16 protein-coding genes and 1 CRISPR repeat array are annotated in these 20,306 nt (G+C 48.8%); of the genes, 2 read left to right on the top strand and 14 right to left on the bottom strand.

Annotated features, from left to right (window positions below):
- Positions 1–2: 2 nt before the first annotated feature.
- From DESMU_RS05060 to cas1, 14 genes are all read right to left on the bottom strand, one after another.
- The gene (locus DESMU_RS05060; protein ID WP_013562526.1) at positions 3–1,559 is read right to left on the bottom strand and encodes a proton-conducting transporter transmembrane domain-containing protein; all 1,557 of its coding nucleotides are present in this window, start codon (positions 1,557–1,559) and stop codon (positions 3–5) included.
- Between the two features lie 137 nt (positions 1,560–1,696).
- Positions 1,697–2,512, bottom strand: a complete 816-nt coding sequence (cas6, locus tag DESMU_RS05055) for a CRISPR system precrRNA processing endoribonuclease RAMP protein Cas6 (protein WP_245526519.1) — start codon at positions 2,510–2,512, stop codon at positions 1,697–1,699.
- A 142-nt stretch (positions 2,513–2,654) separates the two neighbouring features.
- Positions 2,655–3,674, bottom strand: a complete 1,020-nt coding sequence (gene cas6, locus DESMU_RS05050) for a CRISPR system precrRNA processing endoribonuclease RAMP protein Cas6 (protein ID WP_083799346.1) — start codon at positions 3,672–3,674, stop codon at positions 2,655–2,657.
- On the bottom strand, positions 3,655–4,326 hold the full coding sequence (csa3, locus tag DESMU_RS05045; RefSeq protein WP_013562523.1) for a CRISPR-associated CARF protein Csa3: 672 nt from the start codon (positions 4,324–4,326) through the stop codon (positions 3,655–3,657). The genes cas6 (DESMU_RS05050) and csa3 overlap by 20 nt, the downstream gene beginning before the upstream one ends.
- Before the next feature lie 11 nt (positions 4,327–4,337).
- Positions 4,338–5,171 (bottom strand): HD domain-containing protein, encoded by an 834-nt coding sequence (locus tag DESMU_RS05040; RefSeq protein ID WP_013562522.1) that lies wholly within the window; start codon positions 5,169–5,171, stop codon positions 4,338–4,340.
- A complete protein-coding gene (gene cas3 / locus DESMU_RS05035; protein ID WP_013562521.1) occupies positions 5,161–6,933 on the bottom strand; it encodes a CRISPR-associated helicase Cas3' in 1,773 nt (590 codons plus the stop codon). The genes DESMU_RS05040 and cas3 overlap by 11 nt, the downstream gene beginning before the upstream one ends.
- Positions 6,930–8,180 carry a hypothetical protein gene (locus DESMU_RS05030; RefSeq protein ID WP_013562520.1) on the bottom strand — a complete coding sequence of 417 codons (1,251 nt, stop codon included), beginning with the start codon at positions 8,178–8,180 and terminating at the stop codon, positions 6,930–6,932. The genes cas3 and DESMU_RS05030 overlap by 4 nt, the downstream gene beginning before the upstream one ends.
- Positions 8,167–8,979, bottom strand: a complete 813-nt coding sequence (locus DESMU_RS05025) for a CRISPR-associated protein Cas5 (RefSeq protein ID WP_013562519.1) — start codon at positions 8,977–8,979, stop codon at positions 8,167–8,169. Before DESMU_RS05025 ends, DESMU_RS05030 begins: the two co-directional genes overlap by 14 nt.
- A gap of 6 nt (positions 8,980–8,985) precedes the next feature.
- A complete protein-coding gene (cas7a, locus tag DESMU_RS05020) occupies positions 8,986–10,074 on the bottom strand; it encodes a type I-A CRISPR-associated protein Cas7/Csa2 (protein WP_013562518.1) in 1,089 nt (362 codons plus the stop codon).
- 2 nt (positions 10,075–10,076) lie between these two features.
- Positions 10,077–10,418 carry a hypothetical protein gene (locus DESMU_RS05015; protein WP_222830656.1) on the bottom strand — a complete coding sequence of 114 codons (342 nt, stop codon included), beginning with the start codon at positions 10,416–10,418 and terminating at the stop codon, positions 10,077–10,079.
- A gap of 199 nt (positions 10,419–10,617) precedes the next feature.
- Positions 10,618–11,172, bottom strand: a complete 555-nt coding sequence (cas4, locus tag DESMU_RS05010) for a CRISPR-associated protein Cas4 (RefSeq protein ID WP_013562516.1) — start codon at positions 11,170–11,172, stop codon at positions 10,618–10,620.
- Positions 11,144–11,416 carry a CRISPR-associated endonuclease Cas2 gene (cas2, locus tag DESMU_RS05005; RefSeq protein ID WP_013562515.1) on the bottom strand — a complete coding sequence of 91 codons (273 nt, stop codon included), beginning with the start codon at positions 11,414–11,416 and terminating at the stop codon, positions 11,144–11,146. Before cas2 ends, cas4 begins: the two co-directional genes overlap by 29 nt.
- A complete protein-coding gene (cas4a, locus tag DESMU_RS05000; RefSeq protein WP_013562514.1) occupies positions 11,413–12,360 on the bottom strand; it encodes a type I-A CRISPR-associated protein Cas4/Csa1 in 948 nt (315 codons plus the stop codon). Before cas4a ends, cas2 begins: the two co-directional genes overlap by 4 nt.
- Before the next feature lie 6 nt (positions 12,361–12,366).
- Positions 12,367–13,401: a CRISPR-associated endonuclease Cas1 gene (gene cas1 / locus DESMU_RS04995; RefSeq protein ID WP_245526414.1), complete on the bottom strand. Its 1,035-nt coding sequence runs from the start codon at positions 13,399–13,401 to the stop codon at positions 12,367–12,369.
- A gap of 218 nt (positions 13,402–13,619) precedes the next feature.
- A CRISPR array of direct repeats spans positions 13,620–16,472; the repeat unit is 25 nt; unit sequence GCCTCAATGTAAAGAGGATTGAAAG.
- A 100-nt stretch (positions 16,473–16,572) separates the two neighbouring features.
- Between cas1 and DESMU_RS04990 the strand changes: the two genes are divergently transcribed.
- Complete coding sequence (locus tag DESMU_RS04990; protein WP_245526413.1) at positions 16,573–18,138, top strand: hypothetical protein; 1,566 nt, start codon at positions 16,573–16,575, stop codon at positions 18,136–18,138.
- A gap of 678 nt (positions 18,139–18,816) precedes the next feature.
- On the top strand, positions 18,817–20,283 hold the full coding sequence (locus DESMU_RS04985) for an MATE family efflux transporter (RefSeq protein WP_245526412.1): 1,467 nt from the start codon (positions 18,817–18,819) through the stop codon (positions 20,281–20,283).
- The last annotated feature ends 23 nt before the right edge of the window (positions 20,284–20,306 follow it).

Here is a 20,306-nt window from a genome sequence, read left to right as displayed (position 1 = left end):
CTCTAACCACCTTTAAGGATCGAGTAGAGCGCGTTCAATGCGTAGTTGAATCTACCGTATAGGAGCGTGGATGAAGCCGGCTCTATGAAGCTGTTCACCAGGGGGCCGTACGCTACCCCTAAGCCTAGGACTAGTAGTGTGAAGAGGAGTGTGTAGCCTTTAATAATCGTGCCCGGTGAGCCCGCCTCACCGTCATGTGAGAGCACCGTTATCGACACTGCTTTTATGAAGCCCGCTAACGCGAGCCCGCTGCCCAACAGGGCTGCTGCCAGGGATAGTATTAGTGTTGGATCCGATGTAATACCGTTGAGTAGACCCGTGTAGAGGCTCAGCTTGGCTGCGAAGAGTACTGTGGGGGGCACCCCTATGACGGCGAGTGCACCCGTGGTGAAGCCCAGCTGCATGATAGTGCTTCCCCTGAAAACCCCTTTCAAGTCTTCAAGCGAGTCACTCCCCCTTGCATGCGCCGCCCACCCGCTCACCGTGAAGAGCAATGGCTTCACCACTGCGTGGGCCACTATGTATGATAAGACTGCTGGAACCCCTGCTGGGCCGAGGGAGGCCGCTATAGCTATGTAACCCGTGTCGAGGATGACGCTGTAGGAGACTGTTTTAAGCAGCCTCTTTGAGTAAACCATGCCGAGGCCGCCCACGATGATCGTTGCTGCACCTACAACCCTGAGCATTAGTGCAACGGGCCAGGGTATCGTGGAGTAAACCGTGTAGTAGAGTCTTAACAACAGGTAGTAGCCGACTGCCTCTCCGACGCCGGCGAGCAGCCCGGCGACCGCTGGTGGTGCAGCACTATAGGCGTCGGGGAGCCAGAAGTGGAGGGGTGCCAGGGCCTCTTCGGCTATGAGGCTCCACGTCATTAAGAGGAGTATGAAGAGCAGGGTCTCGCTGAGTGGTATGGAGGCGTAGAGGGCTTTACCCGTGACGACGCCTGGGAAAATATTCCAGGCGGCTATATACCCCATGTTTAATGCGCCGACAGCGAAGTAGAGGAGGGCTGCGGCGAAGAAGTATACGAGTCCTGTTACAAATGCTAGGAGCCCGTATCTAAGCGTCGCCCTGTAGGCGTCTATGCTGCCGGGTGATGCGAGTAGGCCGAGCATCGATATTGTGAGTACTTCAAGCATCACGAACGAGTTGAAGACGTCGCCCGTGTAGACTACGCCGAGGAGCCCTGCGACCAGGCCGAGGTATAGTGCAACCGTGTACTCCCCTATACTGTTAGAGGATGCGTGGAGCAGGGGGTACATGAGGAGCCCGAGGACTGCTACGAGGAGCCCTAGGGAGGCTGAGAATAAGTCGACCTCGTAGGCTATCCCGACGAGGGGTGTGAACCCGCCGAGAGTGTAGAGGAGTATCCTCCCCTGGGCCTCCATGTAGACTACTATGGATGAGGCTGCTGTGAAAGCAAGGATTAAACCACCGTAGAGGGCTGTGGCAGAGGGCCTGACGCCGAGGGCTTTGAGGAGGATTGAGGTGAAAGCCCCTCCTATCAACACGTAAACCGTTAAAGCAGGTAACGCGTCTACCGGGATTCCCCCGAGCATTAGATTCACCTAACCTAATGTCAGCGATACCTAACTGAGGAGACCCCGGGTATATAAATATTCATGTGCCCGCCGTACAGTATAGAGCCGTAACCACTGTATATACCGTATATGCATGCATCAACCGTGATGCACGGCTACCCGGGGAGGAAGACCGGCCAGCCGTGCCCGTAGCTCGCCCTCTTACCTATGTGGAATAGCTCTGAGAACGCTAGGAGTAATGCTACATCCATCCCGATCTCGCCTTTGAACTCGTAGGTGCCGACGTAGTAGTCTTCTCTCTTACCCCTGTACACTATTGGCACCCTGTGTAAGTCGGCTCCCGCAAGCCCCACCTTCCTAGCCTCCTCGAGCAGCTTCCCCACGTCTCGCACAGGGTTGACGTACATGTATTGCGGCATGATGACTGAGAACCTCCTTAACGCTGACTTAACCAGAGATTCAAAACTGGTTAAGGGGCCTGCAACACCTCCCTCGACAACCCTGTACGGGGTGAGGAAGGAGGCTTGGAGGCTTTTGCCCGAGGATATCTCTGAAGCCCTCTTCACAAGGTCTCCCACCGTCACCACTGCCCTGGAGTCGAAGAAACTGCCGCCCCTGTACACTATGGATTCAAAGCCCGTAACAGGGTTCCTGGCAGCCACCTCAACCACCTCAAACCTCCCTCTGGCAGACTTTACTCCAAGCCCCCTCCCACCCAGCTCCAGCACTGAGACCAGTAAATCCTTCTCAAACCTCACCGCGTCGCCGGCGAGCACAGCCGAGAACTCCAACATGTCGCCGGGTGAAAAAGAGCGTGCATCAGTCAACGGTGGCTTAAGGACGAATGGTTTAGACACACCCCTCAGCTTCCTAAGCACAATCCCCTTCGACCTAGCCCTATACAGGTAGCCGAAGGGACACATATACCATATAAGGCATTTACCACAGTTAAGCCTCTTGAAGCCGCACACCTTCGGCAACACACTGCCAATCGCCCCCCTTATAATATTACCCTTCCACACAGGCAGCTCAGCCTGCTCCAAAAACCTCACACGGAAAACCAGAACCCTAGCAACATTAACAGAGGGATCAACATCCTTCAACCAGCACACCTCAACACGCTTGTCGTTCAGACTTCTCTGCGCTGAGACCCGCATTCCTGGTTTCCAACGGGCTTGACCCTGCCTTTTCCGTGTCCTCTACTGTGAGGCTTATCTCGCCGAAACCCACCTCCCTTCCATCACCTACGCCTATAAGTGTAGCGAGCCAGAGAAGCTTCACGAATGCTTCGCCACATGTTTCCTTTACTGGCTTGTAAGCTAGTTGACCCTTAACACCTCTGGCAACCTTGTAGTCGCCTGCACTGTTCTTCTCAATAGTGACTGTCTCCGCCATGAGCTTCAAATACACCTCTTCTATTAAGGCATCAAAGTACCTTGATGTAAGGTATTGAATCCTCCATGTTTCCTCGCCAGTAACCCCAACGTATTCGGCTATCTCCCCTAATATGGAGGCTGCGAGAAGACCGGGAGATACGCTGAGCCTAAAATGACGAAGAGTGCCATGTAGTACTCTGCGTATCCTGAGTGGCATCGTTAACTCGGAAGATAGGAGTAAAGGTGTTTGAACATCCACCCTGAGCACTTTTCCACTATCTACATTGGAAGTGTATGTGGGTGGCTGAGCATGTATATGCATACCGAGTAATTCGAATTCCACCTCGCCGTGAGGCGTCTTGAAGCTGGTATATGGATTCGCAACTATTTCATCCATGAAACCTAGGTTCTCGGAGATAACGATTATCTCTGTGCTGTAGGATTTATTGGGCTTAATGTAGGGTGTGCACCCCTCGTTTCTACTGTGCACAGGGTAGAGCGGGGTTCCTTTACTGGTTTTAATAGCTCTGAAGATAACCCTGCCTTGCATGTGCGAGTCCTGTGCCTCAATTAGTGGTCTGTATACATCCATGGTTTCGATAAGGTTTTTCACTAGGTATGAGCTGAAGTATGGGAGCTGCAGTGTTTCCTTTGTCTTCAGAGAGTACGTTAACCTCACGACGGAATACTTGTTGAAGAATCTGATGATGAGGTCTTCGATAATTCTTCTCATTCCACTAGTCTCCCTCTGAGTCATCCATATACGCCATAACACTCCCTTTAGGGGTAAGCCTGTAGACGCTAGCCCTTCCCCTCTTGTATTCGTTGATTAAGCCAAGCTTCAAGAGTTCTCTTACAGCCCTGTAGACGGAGGGCTTCGGCTTATCCATGCTTTGGGAAAGCTCAGTTAGGCTTATTTCTCCTCTATCCGCGATAACCCTCAGTGCTTTCCTGGATAACTCGGAGAGAGCGGGTCTCAACGGTATATAACTGACGAATGATATGTCTGCCCTGGTTTTTCCATCCTCTGTCCATAGGTAGATCCTAATGTCCTTGGGCTCTAGGGTTACTATTGCAGCAAAGAGGGTGAGGATACCCATTATCCTCATACCCCCACTTACATCTATAATCACTTCCCCGTTCCTCAGGCTTGAAAACCTCTTGCATAGCTCTAGGAAGGCTTTGTCAACGTTTGAGAAGTCTATCTCCCATGTTTCAACTTCGGCCTCTAAATAGTCTCTCACGAACTTGTCTATCTCTTCAAGTGCCTTCAACACTTTTTCACTCTTATCACTGTTGACTATCGAGATGAATCTGTTTATGTTTCTCCCTAGTTCAATAATTGTCTTAACCTGGTACTTGATGTCGAATCCAAGAGTGAAAACCAAGGTCCTGTTCTCGACATCCATTTTCCTCGTCCCTACGTGTGTACCTTGACATCCCTGCCCATGGTACAGGTACTATCGAAATCCAGGAACATCTTCTTATTTTTTACACTCCCCTTAGCTGCAGAAAAGTTATCGGCCATCATCAGTACTGCTGATACTCTTGTTGCAATTGCAGAGGCATACAGGTACTCCTTGGACTCGTTGTGCAGGTTGTACACGCTGTCTACATGACTTACGAATCTCTCAAGATACCGCCTTACCAAGTCTTCATCGTCTAGGGCATCATATCTTAGAGTCCCTAGATTTATTGGAGTACCTGATAAAACATTGCTTAGGAAACCCTCGACGGCTTCGCCGGCACTAATGCCTGTTCTCTTCTTGAACCACAGGAACTTCTCGTAAACTTCTCTTGATGACGCATGCGATCTGCGTTGATAACCCATGGCTTCATGGTGACCTATTATGCTTAAGTGGACGGAGTATTTTAATGCTCTTTGAATAATGCATTCTGGTTCAGTGCCCTCTCTGGCTCTAGGTGTATCATACTCAAAAACCCTATACTGGTCGGAAATGGTGTTGAGAATAAAGCTGGATAGCACCTCGTGTCCACGATATGAGTTTGGTGCGTTATCGCACTTTTCATCAACATTGAGATTGCTGTGAAAGAATATCTTCCCTATATCGTGAAAAACTTCGGCCACGATAATGGCTTCCCTAAGCTCGGATGCATCGATGCCGAGCCTCCTTGCCGTTAGTTCGAATTCGTTCTTGTTGAAGTAGCATTTCTCCGTGAAATCCAGCATGAGTTTTACGTGTTCCAATAATTGCTGTCCTTTTCTGGCACAGAGTACTATTTTACTCTCCATAATCCACACCCTCACGGGCTATTTTATTATACAAAGACCTCGGAACCAGAACTCCCTTGATGTTTTCGTTTATCAGGGAATAGTTCAGCTTGAAGACATCATAGTGTTTATGCGTCCCAGCACCGCCCTTCTTGCTCCTCCTGATTATATCCCTCAACTTATCTAGGCCTTTCTCACGAATCACTATTGATCCCTTCTCCTCAACTATTACCGTTATACTCTTCCCATCGTCACTGTCAAGTAGCCTCTCAAGTAGCCAGACAGGCAACATCAATTTATCCATGCTTTCGAGTTGCCCCGGCTCCACATTTTTGTTTTCAACCACCTTACTGCCGTCTGCGTCAAGGATAAACCCTTGAATTGTGACCGCATTCCTCCCAATTCTACCACTAAGGAAGTCGAACACTATCTGCTCCTGTGGCTCGGAGGAGAGAGACAGCAGTTTTCCCAGTGAAAGTGCTGGCTCCTCATATCTGGGGGCTAGGATGCTCTCAGCGTAGTCTACTAGATCCATGTACCCTTTGAAGCCTTCCATTGACGCAGGAATCTTTGGCTTTAGGGATCCCTTGATCTCTGAGAGAGCTTTTAAGGCGGAATCAACGAGGTCTTTTCCATATGGGCCGTAGTCCTCGCTGTTGTTCATTTTATGCTCGTCAACTACGATCTCGATCCTGCCTGACTCATCTTGATCCCATCTGCTCACCCTCCCCATTCTCTGTACGAGACTCTGTATTGGTGCAAGATCCGTTATCAATAGATCCGCACTGACATCGAGCCCGGCTTCAACAACCTGTGTTGCTACTAGTGTGAATGGCTTATTCTTGTTTTCGAGGAGTTTTCTTGTTGTTTCCTCCCTGTCATTTCTCGATAGAAGCCCATGCAACATAAATACTTCACCGGTTCCCTCAATGTTTTGCTCCTGGATCTTTCTGTATACCTTGATGGCCTCCCTCGGTGAGTTTAACACTATCAACTTCCTAGTTGCGTCCCGGCTGGCAATCAGTTCAAGAACTTTGTCGATCAGCTGCTTCGAGGTGTGAATCTCCATTTCCACATTCTTCTTTGCCTGCACCTGGTCGAACTCCTCATCGCGTGTGTTGCTACTGAAGCTGCACTCCTTCGCATATATGCATTTCTCGTACTGTAGTTTGACACCTATTTTATCTTCGACGCGTCTCTTAATGTAATCTATCTTCCTGAGCATGAGGTCTGTGAGCGTTGCTGAAGCTAGTATAACGGTTGCCTTGCTTGCAAGCAAGTATTGGAGTATCCCGAGTAGAAGTCTTTCCAACCCGCTCTCAGTGAATGCCAGGTGGGGCTCATCTATCAGTACAACTGAATCGCTGATGTTAGCCCTAGGGATGGAGAAATGCCCCCTTGTCCTCTCATCCTTCATCACATAGCCTTCTACAATATCACTCATCTCTGCAGTAGGCACCTTGTAGACGCTGAAGCCAAGTGTATCTATCGTTGTCACCACAACCTTTCTATGGAAGAATGGGGACTCGCTTCTCTCCATGTACTGTCTCGCCCTTTGGTGAACTACGCAGTAGCCTCTCTCCTCAAGCTTATAGTAGAGATCCTCGTTCAACGCTCTCAACGGCGATGCATAAATAGCCCTAGCTATCTTCCCCATACAGGTTCTTTTTGCTAGTTCCATGAAGAGCTCAGTCTTACCGTAGCCTGTGGGTAGCTTTAGTACAGCAAGCCCGGGAGCGTTGAAGTCGAATGCGTATAAAAAATCTGATATTAATTTTCTCACTCCAACACAACACCTTGCCTCATTATGTCGTCCACCCACTTGAGGAGTTTCCGCGCTATGTATGGATCCCTGAAATTACGTTTACCGGGCGGGGATGCGCGAATCAGCCGGTAGGCATTAGTATATGGATCCATCTTCGACATTATGTTCCACAAATACCTTACCATCGCCGAGAGATCACTTGTATCGCCCCATACATCTCTACAGTATTTTGAAGGCCTCCTAGCATAATCTAGGAGCACGCATCTCAACATCTCCTTTATTCTTTCCCTCAGCTCGGCATACTCCTCTTTTCCAATTAATAGCTCTACGCCATCGTATACTGGTGAAATATCGAAACCTATGTCTTCTACAACCACATATGTGTTAGCGAATACTATCTTGGAGTATTTGGCTGGTATGTTTCTCAAGCGGTCCACCTTACCCGGGTCAATGCTGAGGTAGAGTAGCAATGTGTAGGCTTCAGTGTGGCTTGGCTGGTATCCTTCTTTCAATGGTAGAACAGTGTACTCTTTTAGCGCCCCAAGCAGTTCCCCTGGATCCCCGCCCGGCAGCATTAACCTGGATAGAATGGCATCCTCATCTATGTGGGCTAGGAGAAGAGAGCCTAGGTAACCTGAGAAAGATAAGAGCCAGCCAGCCCCTAGTATACTGTACCATATTGACGAAATCTTCATCTGGCCTTTGAACTCTGTGAAGCTCAAGTATTTCTTCCCATACTTGTATTTCTCTAGTTTGAAAACCTGTAGCTGAGGATACTGTGCACTCTCATCCCTCCCGAGGTAAATATCCCCTTCATCCATCCTAATGCTTTTCAACTCCTCTGCCACTACCCCGGGCTCTCTCGATACAATTTCTGCAGAGGCTTTGATGAGTTTAACGAAGAAGTCGCATATCGTGATATCCTTTTCAATCTGGAAGCCCATTTCGTTAGCTATTCTATTACCAACCCAGTCGAAATCATTTCTATTGCTTGAGAGCTTGGGGCAATACCCGCCTCTTTCATCTATGTTCTTTCTGGACTCGAAGACGTCGATAACGTCCAGCAATGCTTCGCGTAAAGTAGCACAGGCATCGCCGCGTAGCACGAAGGTGTCTCCGGTGAAACTGTAGTTTCCACCCGATTTCGATGTCAGCTCAATGAGGAAGTTTAGCACGAGACTCCTGATTGTCGGGTACTGGATGGGTGGAACCTTTATCTCGATCTCGGAGACTTTACAGTGCTGGCCTTCCTCACCAGGCGACAACATGCTCCACCTCTTCTCCCACTTTTAGTTTGTAAGCCTTAAGTTTCCCTGCGTTCCGATTCCTCACCTTCAACCCGCCTGCGAGGAAGTTTCTCCTATCGTACGCGAAGACCACCTTAGTGGTGGGGAGCTCAGTGATATCCGGTCCCTTTAGTTTTCTCCAATCGTAGAACTCATACACTTTTAATTCCTGCCACCGCTCAACCGGCTCGATCAGGAGGGCGTCATTTAATGGAACCGTGTAACGTGTTACAACCTCGTCCAAGTAGAGTATTTCAGCTTCACCGTAACTCACCTGGTCAACGCTGACAAGGGACTCCTTATCTCCTAGCCTCACCATCGTAGTAGCACTGGCAACCAGCTTCTCCCTCCACCTGTCTCCAAGCTCTTTTCTAGCCTTGACTCCGTCGAAAATGTAGACAGCCTTTATGGTTGGGCCTCCTCTCCACTTGGGTTTAACATATAGCCTTTGATATCCATAAGCGTCGCTTTTCACCAGCTTGTCATCGGGATCGTAGAACCACATCTTAGTGATGGTTGCATAGGGAATGGCGGGGCCGTCAAGGCGCATATATACCCCCATGAGAATTCCCGCTAGAACCGCCGGCATATACCTCCTACCTGATTCAGGCGATCCCTCGATCCTAGCTAGAGGGTATGAAAGAGCACCTATTAGTGTCGTAGGTGGTGGTATGGTGAACACCGGCCTACTCTTATTTCCAGTCAAAGTACCAAAGTTCAATGCTGAGTGAGGCGACAATGCGACGTGGATAAAAAACGGCTTATTTACCTCAGCCATGGAATGCTACCCCACTCTCTTCAAGACTTCATCGAATAACTTGTCGAACAATGCTTCAGGCGTCTTGAATACTGCTGCATCCTTGACATCCTTTCCATACACTAGTACTATCGCATCCTCTGTTACTCCAAGCTTCTTGAGCATTGCTACAGTGCTCTGCACCCTGGAAACAGTCTCCTCAATGTATGTCGATACCTGTGGTGGGGAAGCCGCTATCGGCAGGGGTTTCGAGATAACTGCCACCATGTTTTCTATGCTGAGTACCGGGCTGAACCTGCTTCTCTTCGCACCATATAGCTGTAATCCAAAGGTCATGGCTAGTGCGAGCAGAGCTGACTTTACCCTCCTCAGCTTTTCGTCTTTGGCAACGGCCTCCTCCCTTTTAACCATTGAGGTAACGCCGATGGAGCCCAAGTCTATGCACATGGACATTCCATATACTGTTGACGCTACTTCCACGTAATACAGCATCTGTTGTTTAGCCTCCTTCCCCTCCCCGGCCTCTTCCCCGGCTTTCTTTCCGCTGGTCTTCTCCTCCACCTCAAGCCCTACGACTGCCTGTCTAGCATGCATCTGCGCCTCGATGATGGATTCCGATACTGCTTCCTCAACGGGGACTGCATAGCCTACTTCAAACAAGCTGGTTCTCCTTACCGGCATCTTCTCGGCAAGCATGAATCCACCTATGTCGGCAACTATGCTCTCCTGTATGGCTGTTTTCTCGAATAAGTGCTGTAGTTCCTCTATTCCCTCTTTCTTTTTCTTTCCGCTTTCCTCCAATATCTTCTTGAGGCTTTCGGGCAAGTGCTTGCTGTCGCTGAACTTAACGAACTCGTATCTCGCGGAGTACGGGTCTAGGGGCACGGGCTTCTTCTCAACCCCATATATGTATTGGGCTGCATCTACGAGGTTTGCCTGGAACGCGTGCCCAAGGCTTTCTCCACTAATCGCTGGAACATAGACCAGCTTGTATCCTTCGCGAGTGCTTATTATGTAGGGGGCTCTCCTATGCTTACTCACATTGCCGATTGTCTCAGTCATGTTTAATGCTTCAACATTAGCTCTTACCCTGGCTGCTAGACATAGGTTCACCATGTTCACGCACCCCCGGTTTTAGGAGGCTCCTCTAACAGTTTCTCCGATGCCTGACTCGCCAATGCTAGCGAGGCTAGTATGCTTCCAACTAGTTTCCCCCTCTTCTCATCCAGCAATAACATTATGGTTCTCTCCAGATCCTCCTTGCTCGGCAGTATCTCGGGCTTCTCGCTAGCTATCATCCTGATGGCCCTTCTCAACGCCTCGACCCTCAGTGCGGGAGAGAGGGAGTCTCCTATCACATCTATTGGGCTGTACACCTTCTCCTTTGCCAGCCAGGATAGTGCTTTAGCCACATTCTGAATTGCCTTTCTCTCATCTCTCTCCAACATGTATCTCACCACATGTCTGTATTGGGATTAAGTAATATTTAAGCTTTACGTTTCTTAGATAAGTATATTTACATTATTATTGTTTCTAGAAAATGAAACATACGTGTAATCCAATGAGCCAGGACAAAACACTGTTTCGGGAAGAAGTGTTTCACGAACATGTAACAACAAAACTCCAGGAATAGGGAAACACTTAACAAAGGAAGCTGGCTCAGGAGCGTAGGAGGCGGCAGGCCGCGGAGTAGTCGCAGTTAATGCAACTCCGGGATTCGTAGGGTCTCGGCGTGAGCCTCCCTTCGAGTATTGCTGTAGCCGCTGTCAACGCCTCTTCAACCCTCCTCCTGTCTTCAGAGGCTACTTCGAGCCTTATCTCCCTGGGGCCCGGTAGGATGAGGAGTGCTTGCTTAACGGGTTTACTGTATTTCTCCTCGGCGAGCATCGCGTAGGCTACCAGCGTGTACTTCCACCATGGCCTCAGCCTCCTACTGTGCTTTACTTCCAGAGGGGCTGGCAGCCCATGCAACTCCACTACGTAGTCCACCCTACCCCTTAAACGTAGCCTCACGCTCTCCAAGAACACTTCTCTCCCGATAACCTTGTACCTGGATTCAACATGGCTGGATAGCTCTGCCTGCACATCCTTCCCTACCTCGCTCCAGAGCCCGGGTGCCCTGGCTTCTCCAGCCACCCTGGATAGGTAGAAGGCGAAGGGACAGAAGAAGTACTCTTCGAGGTCTCTAACGAGTAGCCAGCTTCCTCTCAACAAGCCCCCTCCTCACCAATATATGCATCTTCAAATCTCTCTCGCAGATCGGGAATATGTCTATTCTATCGGTCTCATCCAGCTGTAGCCTAGACAGCTTTTCAGCCAGTGTCTCCCTCTCCTGAGGCGTTAAGTCCCCTATGAAAGCACTCTTCTGGATCCTGGTAAGGCCGTGGTCCTTTAAGACCTCGGCTATCCTGGTCCTCAACCCGTTGTCAGCTATGTCGTATACTACGAGCACCATCATTCGCCGACACCGAGGCAGTGCTCTCTGAAGAGGCACCACCTGGGGCATGCTTCCGCTACAGGTGGCTCCTTGTTGCCTGCCAGCATCATCTGGAGTTCATCCCTGTACTCCAGGAACCTTGACCTCAGGTCATCCGACACTATGAAGAAGTCTTTCTCAATCCTCAGCCCCCCGGTTCTACTAGAGTAATTGACATATATGACAGCTCCTATATCTACCGGCCTCTCATAGAAGCTCTCGATTGCCAGTGCATAGCCAGCTATTTGAAGCCTATGCCACCATTGTCTTTCACCGGTCTTTATATCGTAGACTAGTCCACCGAAGATCCATGACGCATCCGCTCTTAAATTGGGACTTAGACCAAGCAGAGAGCCATCTATGGGTAGCTCTATTGCGAATGGGAAAACCAGACTCGCCAAGGAGTCTTCATCTATGTAAGGATACTTGGATCTCGCCTCCAGCAGGTGGCTCTCTATCACGGTTGCAATATACTTCGAAACCTCGCTGCTCAAAGCACGCAACTCATCAGCTAGTTGCCCCGTGTCCACCTGCCTGGAGAAAGAGCCGAGCTCATCCTCGGTTACAGCCCTGCCTTTCTCGACTAGTCTTTCACGGAGGTCGCTGAGCTGCCCGAGATAAATACTCCTCCTAGCCTCCTTGAAGAGGGCTTGTACTACTCTGTGTATTACAACTCCTTTAACCATCACGAGGCTGGAGGGCATGTTCTTCCTCAACAGCTTCCTCCTAAGCCACACATCCCTGTTCGTTGGACATGTCCTAGCTGCAACCTCCCACACGCTTAAAGGTATATCCCTGGTGTAGGGTTTAACAGGGCTCTGACTCCAGTTCCAGCCCCGGAGCCTCTCGTCAGGTGGGTTAAGCCTGACACGCGGCAACAAGTCCTGTGAGAGAAGCCTTACCTCGGCGTGATCCAGGTAGTACAAGCGGGCTCACCAGAGGAGGAATGGTGTTGACACACTGCTCCTCCTCCCCGTGAGCATTGAGACCACTTCCTCTGCGAGCAGGAACATTGAGGCCTCCAGCTTAACCTTTCTCCCCTTGTACTTCATCTCCTGTTCCGTTAGCTCGGAGTACGCTGCACTCCTGAGTGCTATCGCAACCTCCTTACCCTGCATCCCGGGCCTCAATACTCCTCTCCGCAGTAGTGAAGCAATCAACCTGTCCCCGAGGGGTCTGAAAGGCTCTATGAGGTCGTATACTAGGGATAGTCTGCCAGGTCTCTCAGCGTGGAGGAAGCCTGCGTAGGGGTCTAGGCCGAATCTCAACACGTACTTCCACATGTTTCCAGCCAGGATATTGTACACTATGTTGAGGGCTGTGTTCACCGTGTCCAGCTGCTTGTCCTCTGCTTCAGGTATTTTAACTCTACGCTCGAAGCCGTAGTCCCCGAGGACTACCCGCATTCCATCCCAGTATATCTCTGCTGCCTGCGCCTCCACAGATAACACTTTCTCCCTGCACTCCTCCAGTCTCCCTGTCCCAGGGGTGTACGTGGATAACTGCTTGATGAGGCCGTCGAGCAATAGGGCCTTCTCATACAGGGCCTTCTTCTCGGATTCCTGTGCCCTGGCCTTTGAGTAATACTTGATGTTTGAAGACTGATTCTTCACTTTACCCGTGATCAGATCCCTAGCAATGATGCATGCACGCCCATCCTCCAGGGCCTTATACTGCTCCACCCTATTCCTAAATGTGCCGCCCGCCCTGGCTGGAATAAGCCTAGCTAACGGAGTACCTGTGTAACTAGTTACCAGTAAGCCGACACCGCTATAAGCCATAGCCTTAAGAAGCTCCGAGGATATGGATGCCCTCCCAGCCACGACAACATCCCTAATCAGCTTCAACGCATACTCCTCCCTAGAACCTCCCACCCTAACAACCACCCTGCCATGCTTCTTCCCGAGAAAAGCACCATACTCGTCAACGAGCAGGTAACCGTTGACCAGGCGGGGCAATCCAACCACTCCTAGGATCTACTTAGAGCACACCGCAATAAAAACCCAATGCCCCCCGCTGGTTTTTGGTCGAAGTGATCGCTTTATACAAACAGGTTGATCACCCGGTTCTAGATCCCTCCCGTTGATACTGGTCGAAGCCGCTCTGCACACTCTTTCCAGTTAAAACCGTAAGATATTTAAGCTGCGACCCGGAAAGCATAATATGTAGAAGAGCTTCGACAAGTGCCTCAATGTAAAGAGGATTGAAAGAGACCCAAAATCCCACCACCGTCAATGGTCCTTCCCTTCCTGCCTCAATGTAAAGAGGATTGAAAGATGCCTAAACCGGTAAACCTGTGTCAAGCCCGCTAAGTCTTGCCTCAATGTAAAGAGGATTGAAAGATTCAATTATGGGCTTGGTTTTGGGTTTGGGCTGGTTCAGCCTCAATGTAAAGAGGATTGAAAGTATCATATACGGTATAGGTATTAGTCACAGTTAGATAAGGCCTCAATGTAAAGAGGATTGAAAGTCGTCAAGTTTCTCCTTAATGAGACGCAGCAGCTTCTTCGCCTCAATGTAAAGAGGATTGAAAGATACGGCTTCAACGTCATATTTAACGGGGGTAGGGCTGCTGCCTCAATGTAAAGAGGATTGAAAGAGCCTAGTTCTACGACAAATTTGACGGCATTGAAGTAGAAGCCTCAATGTAAAGAGGATTGAAAGAAAGCTCCTCCTCGTTGAGCCATTCCTGCTCGATTAATTCTTGCCTCAATGTAAAGAGGATTGAAAGAGGTAGCCAGTGCTGTAGGGCTGCAGCTTAACGCCTTGCCTCAATGTAAAGAGGATTGAAAGCTGGCCCCTTCGGCAGGCTACTCATGGGCATTATCAAGCTGCCTCAATGTAAAGAGGATTGAAAGCTGGAGGAAATTCATTAATGTTTTGAAGGCCTCGTAGCTCGGCCTCAATGTAAAGAGGATTGAAAGCCTAATTATCCCTTCCTTTTTCAACTGTGAAAGGTACAGCCTCAATGTAAAGAGGATTGAAAGGCCCGGTTCGAGCTGACTAATGTAACCATCGCTCCTAGGCCTCAATGTAAAGAGGATTGAAAGATCTAGCGGTGCTGGCGGGCAGATCCCGCGGGGCCGGCGGCCTCAATGTAAAGAGGATTGAAAGGGCGGAACACATAGTTAGGTATAACGGGCGTATCGCTTAAGCCTCAATGTAAAGAGGATTGAAAGATTGTGGTAGTAGTCGTATCAGTGGCTGTTTGAGCTAGGCCTCAATGTAAAGAGGATTGAAAGATAGCCTGCCGAAGGGCCCAGAGAATATATCACCCCACGCCTCAATGTAAAGAGGATTGAAAGCTCGTCCGTGCTACCACCATATAGGGTTTTACGGCTTCAGCCTCAATGTAAAGAGGATTGAAAGTCGGCCAAGGATTAAATCATCGGTGAGATACCTCTTCAGCCTCAATGTAAAGAGGATTGAAAGTAGCCTGTAGAATATGTAGCTTAGGGCCGTGCCTAACAGCCTCAATGTAAAGAGGATTGAAAGTGTAGGCTTCAACCGAGACAGCCGGCTCACCATCCTCCGCCTCAATGTAAAGAGGATTGAAAGTTATACTGATGATATACCGGGCGTTCCTAGCACTGGTCGGCCTCAATGTAAAGAGGATTGAAAGTGCAGGTGTGTCGATACTGGCACCGCTTTTATCATAGGGCCTCAATGTAAAGAGGATTGAAAGTTAACTCGATCTCCAGCTCCGAGAACTGCAGCTCGCGCAAGCCTCAATGTAAAGAGGATTGAAAGCCGAACCTGAACGAGACCGCGGCTACATACCACTTCCCCGGCCTCAATGTAAAGAGGATTGAAAGTCCTTCTTTATCCCCAGCTTCCGCTCCGCCTCCTCTAGTGCCTCAATGTAAAGAGGATTGAAAGTGAAGCTGATAATAAAGGCTGCGAAGGGCGATAAGGAGGCGCCTCAATGTAAAGAGGATTGAAAGGCGTGAAGGAGGGAGGCAAAGATGCTTGACATGGCCTACGGCCTCAATGTAAAGAGGATTGAAAGTTAACTCGATCTCGAGGTCGGTGAACTGGAGCTCGCGCAAGCCTCAATGTAAAGAGGATTGAAAGATTAGCCCTTGTCTTAATTGCTCCTTCAGGTCATCCAGCGCCTCAATGTAAAGAGGATTGAAAGACTGCCTCCGTCGCCAGTGTAGTCACTGCGGCCGATAGCCTCAATGTAAAGAGGATTGAAAGCACGCTGCTTGACGCTTACGTAGCGTTGAAGGCCTTCGGCGCCTCAATGTAAAGAGGATTGAAAGCTGGTTACGGGTAGTGCGTTGGCGCTGAACACCATTTTAGGCCTCAATGTAAAGAGGATTGAAAGAGCGAATACCTTTTCACGGTTTCATCGCTATGGGATTACGCCTCAATGTAAAGAGGATTGAAAGTTGTAATACGCTTGGAGATGAATGCTCTGGAATCCGTAGGCCTCAATGTAAAGAGGATTGAAAGCAAACACCTTGCGGTCAACCATTATTACACCTATGCCGAAGCCTCAATGTAAAGAGGATTGAAAGAGCATTGACGCTACTACTAGTAGAAAGGGGCTATACATTGAGCCTCAATGTAAAGAGGATTGAAAGGCGTAATGAATTACCCTGACCATTTACTACACTCCGCTGGCCTCAATGTAAAGAGGATTGAAAGATATAACGGGGGAATTCGAGTATCTCATCGATGTCCTAAAGCCTCAATGTAAAGAGGATTGAAAGAGTATCTCATCGATGTCCTAAATGTGAATGGGAGAACCAGCCTCAATGTAAAGAGGATTGAAAGACCATTGTTACACCGATGCCAAAGGCGTCCACTGGAGCCTCAATGTAAAGAGGATTGAAAGTATTCGACCACGAGGTCAATGGGGCCCGCGTTGAGCACCTGCCTCAATGTAAAGAGGATTGAAAGATGTTCACGATAATATGAATAGGCGTTTATCAACTCGTTCAGCCTCAATATAAAGAGGATTGAAGGTAGTTAAATACGCTCTAGCCTAGTTTTTTAAATAGTTTTGCCTCAATGTAAAGGGGATTGAAAGGGTTTCGGAACAGCTGCCTCTAAACAAGATGTTGGATGAGTTGGAAATACGTGAATACGCTGTGGTAAAGGCATAAATACCTGGTTTGTCTTTTTTATGGGTGGGGCATGTGAATATTATGAGGCTGGTGGCTCCTCTATTAGTAGTAGCCATCCTGGTATCGGGGCTGGTGGTCCTAGATTATACTGTACCCGCGGATATTAAGAGGGATGAGCATAGGGGTTTAACTACCAGGTATTATAGGGATTATTTTGAGCCAGCTATAAGAATACGTGTACCGGGCACGTCGTCAAGGGCTATCACCATATCCAGGGTTTACTTCTGGGCTCTTAACGGTAGCCTGATAGATCTCGGTAGGTATAGAAGTGTAGGCGGCGTCATAAAGATACCCAAGGGTAAGATTGTCGAGGTGTATGGGGAAGTAGCTGAATACGTGAAGAGAGAAGGGTTAGACCCTGATAGCGTCGGATTAGGATTAGTAATACTGAACTCTATACACATGGAAGACGGAGTATACACTAATATTATCATGCCACCACTGAGAATAGGGTTAGCCTCGAAACCAGAAGTATCAATCGAAGTAACATCTAGTCAGAAATCAATTAAGATAAGAGGTATAGAAGACGTAAGGAAAGATGTTGCAAGTAGTCTTGGAGTTGAACCTGAAAAGGTAGTAGTTGAATTAGCAAGTGAAACCGCTTTCACCCGGTTCATTAATTTGTTAAATACTGGGAGAGTTGAAGAGTACTGCTACTATACAGGAGGCCCTAATTATGGTAGGGTGATATGTTATGAATGGAGACTTGATAAAACATATGGAAGCTTCAGTAATGTGGACATACCATTAGCTATGGCTATTGCCCAGTGGCCAGATAAATTCGGATACTTTGATCTTAGTGCTGTCCTAATAGCATCTGAGCAAGCCGGCATATCAATTGGTATAGCCCCAACATTTGCTATTGGATCGTATGGAAGCGTATCCTATGAGATACCAGGTTTATCGTGGACGGCTTATAGTCAACAAAGTGCCAATTTCAACCTTGGAGCGGGATTTAGACCATATAGGGACTTTAATTCTCCAAGCATACTTTATGTTGGATTTAAAGGTAATGCTACAATCGGGTTATTTAAGGAGTACCTCTGCGTATACCCGGATCTAGGCACCCCTACATGTAGTTATCTAGGTGTAGATGCTAATGCAACTATAGCGAGGCCCTTCAAGCTCAACTTAGATAATAGTATAGGTGTGATCGGCGCAGCACCTTTACCTAATACTGAACACTACTTGGTTAAAACATATCAGATATTAAAGGACAACAATTGGTTTGGATCCTGGAAATATGTTGGACCTGGTAATGTAAGAATTAATAGTACCATCATTTCCGCTGAACTGAATACTATTCCGTTACTTTCAGGCAGCATAGCTATTGGAGCTATAATATTTGCTTTATTAAAAGCAACTCCGCCAGCATGGGCTATAGCACTTCTATGTATAAGCATTGGTGCAACAGTTCAGAGAGTAAGTCAGCAATTCATGTTTATACAAGTAGTATTTGATGTTAATGATGGTAAGTTAGTTGCATATAGATACATCAATTCGCCATACTTCTACAAGTACCAGGATGGTAGTTACAAGATTGGAGGAGTATATGTTGAAACCTGGTAGAAACAATCCCTTTTCCGCTTTGTCTTTCAATCCGCTTTCAAACGGATCCCTTATAGCTAAAAGATGCATCTACACATATCTCCACCAACCACTCTCCAATACAAGCATCTACCCATACCTTAACTCTCAACCCACCGCTACCCCGGCTTCCCAACACATACATCTCATAATCCATAGCAGTGTAGGATCACACTTAGTCATCGATCAGTTGAAGTGAAGAAGCCTGTTAAAAACAATATAAAAGCAGTGTTTTTCTATGCAGGATAACTATTAGGAGCTCTACACATGTGGATAAGCGATACCTAGATGTTTCCCCGCCTCAATGTAAAGAGGATTGGAAGACATGGAGATCGAGGTAGAGTAGTGTGGTAGTGGTTAATGGTTTATATGCGGAGGGCTGTTACTATTTAGATGGATTGGTGAAAACATTTTATAGGCCTTTGTATCGCTTGTTTCCCTGGGTTGATGATTATGGGTTTTGGGAGGCTGGTGGAGTCTAACCGGGGTGCCCCGGCTGTGAGGGGTGAGCCGTGGCGGGCCCTGAGGGGTGATGGGAGCACTGCTCCAAGCCCAGCGGGGTTACCTGTAGATGGGGGCCCCACACTGTTGGGCTCGACTGCCACCCATGATCCCAGGGTGACAGCCCGTGAGGTATGGGCGAGGCGGAGGCCCCTAGATATGAATGAAGATGAAAGGATGAGAATGAATATCCAGGGGCAAACGGAGATTGATGAGAAGAGGGATAGGGTTCTGAGGGGCTCTATTGGTGGGACTCTTCTATGGCTTGGTTTGCCTTTGATGGCTGTGCAGCTTGTGAATGTTTCGTATAATATTGCTGATGCTTACTGGTTGAGCCGTTATAGTGAGATAGCGTATGCTGCTCCGAGGCAGGTTATGCCGACGTTCATGTTGTGGAATGCTGTGGCTCAGGGGTTGATTGCGGCTAATCTAGCGTTGTTGACGCAGCTGGTGGGTGCTCGTAACTACGGGGAGGCTAGGAGGTATATCTCCTACTTTGTCTCAGCGGCCCTTATGGTGAACAGTGTTATAGCTGTCGTGTACTTCTTTCTAAGACCCTTCATATTCAGGTATATAGTGGGTACGCCTCCCCAACTCTACGGGGACACCATGACTTACTCCAGGATAATAACGCTCGACATAGTTTTCTCCGCTTTCACGTTGACATACTCGACTATCCTGCAATCAATAGGCGACACACGTACGCCTGCAACCATAAACGCCCTGGCAGCCCTGGCCAATGTTATCCTAGACCCATTATTCATCCTCGGCGTCAACGCAGGCGGTGTTCAACTACTGCCTGCAATGGGTGTTGCAGGGGCAGCGTACGCTACAGTACTCTCAAGGCTCGCCGGGCTACTCCTATTGCTCAGGAGGCTGAGCACCAAGTACCCGTACATGGTTCCAAAGCTAACGCTACACATAGAGAGGGAATGGATACTTAGAAGCATAAGGATCGGTGCACCAGTATCACTCATGATGGCGTCAAACAGCCTGGCATTCATGCTTCAAAACAACCTAATAAACCAGTTCGGCGAGTACACGGCTGCAGCAGCCGCAATAGGACTCATACTCATGGATCTAGCTGATGCAACACTATGGGGTTTCACGGGCAGCGTGTCAATCATGGTTGGACAGGCACTCGGCGCAGGCCTCACTGAGAGGGCTAGGAGGGTTGCCTCGAAGGCAATGCTTTACATAGGGCTCTCGACACTGGTAGGTTCACTCATAGCTTTCACCGTGAGGGACGCATTCATCAACGCGTTCACAGGCAACCCTGTAATAGTGAGGGAGGCCCGGGTCTTCGTTGCAACCTTCATACCTTCACTACCCTTCTTCGCATTATTCTTCATAGGCGTCAGCATTGGCAGGGGCTCAGGGCACACGGTGTTTCCAACGATACTGGGGGTGGTGCGCCTCTGGGCTGTGAGAATACTTCTAGGATACATCCTCTCATTCAACCTAGGGCTTGGAAGCCTAGGTGTATGGATAGCGATGAGCCTGAGCAACATTGTCTCAGGGGCCGTAATGGTGCCCTGGGTGCTTAAGGGGAGCTGGGCTGTCCCCATTGTGAAAGCCGGCGAGATACAGGTGCCCTCAGCCAGGGGAACCGGGTTCAAACACTAGGTTTATCCTCCCGGGACACGATA

Origin of the sequence: Desulfurococcus mucosus DSM 2162 (assembly GCF_000186365.1) — an archaeon.
Classification (GTDB): domain Archaea; phylum Thermoproteota; class Thermoprotei_A; order Sulfolobales; family Desulfurococcaceae; genus Desulfurococcus; species Desulfurococcus mucosus.
The sequence above is the reverse complement of the archived record's forward strand: the minus strand, read 5'-3'. Positions and strand labels throughout refer to the sequence as shown.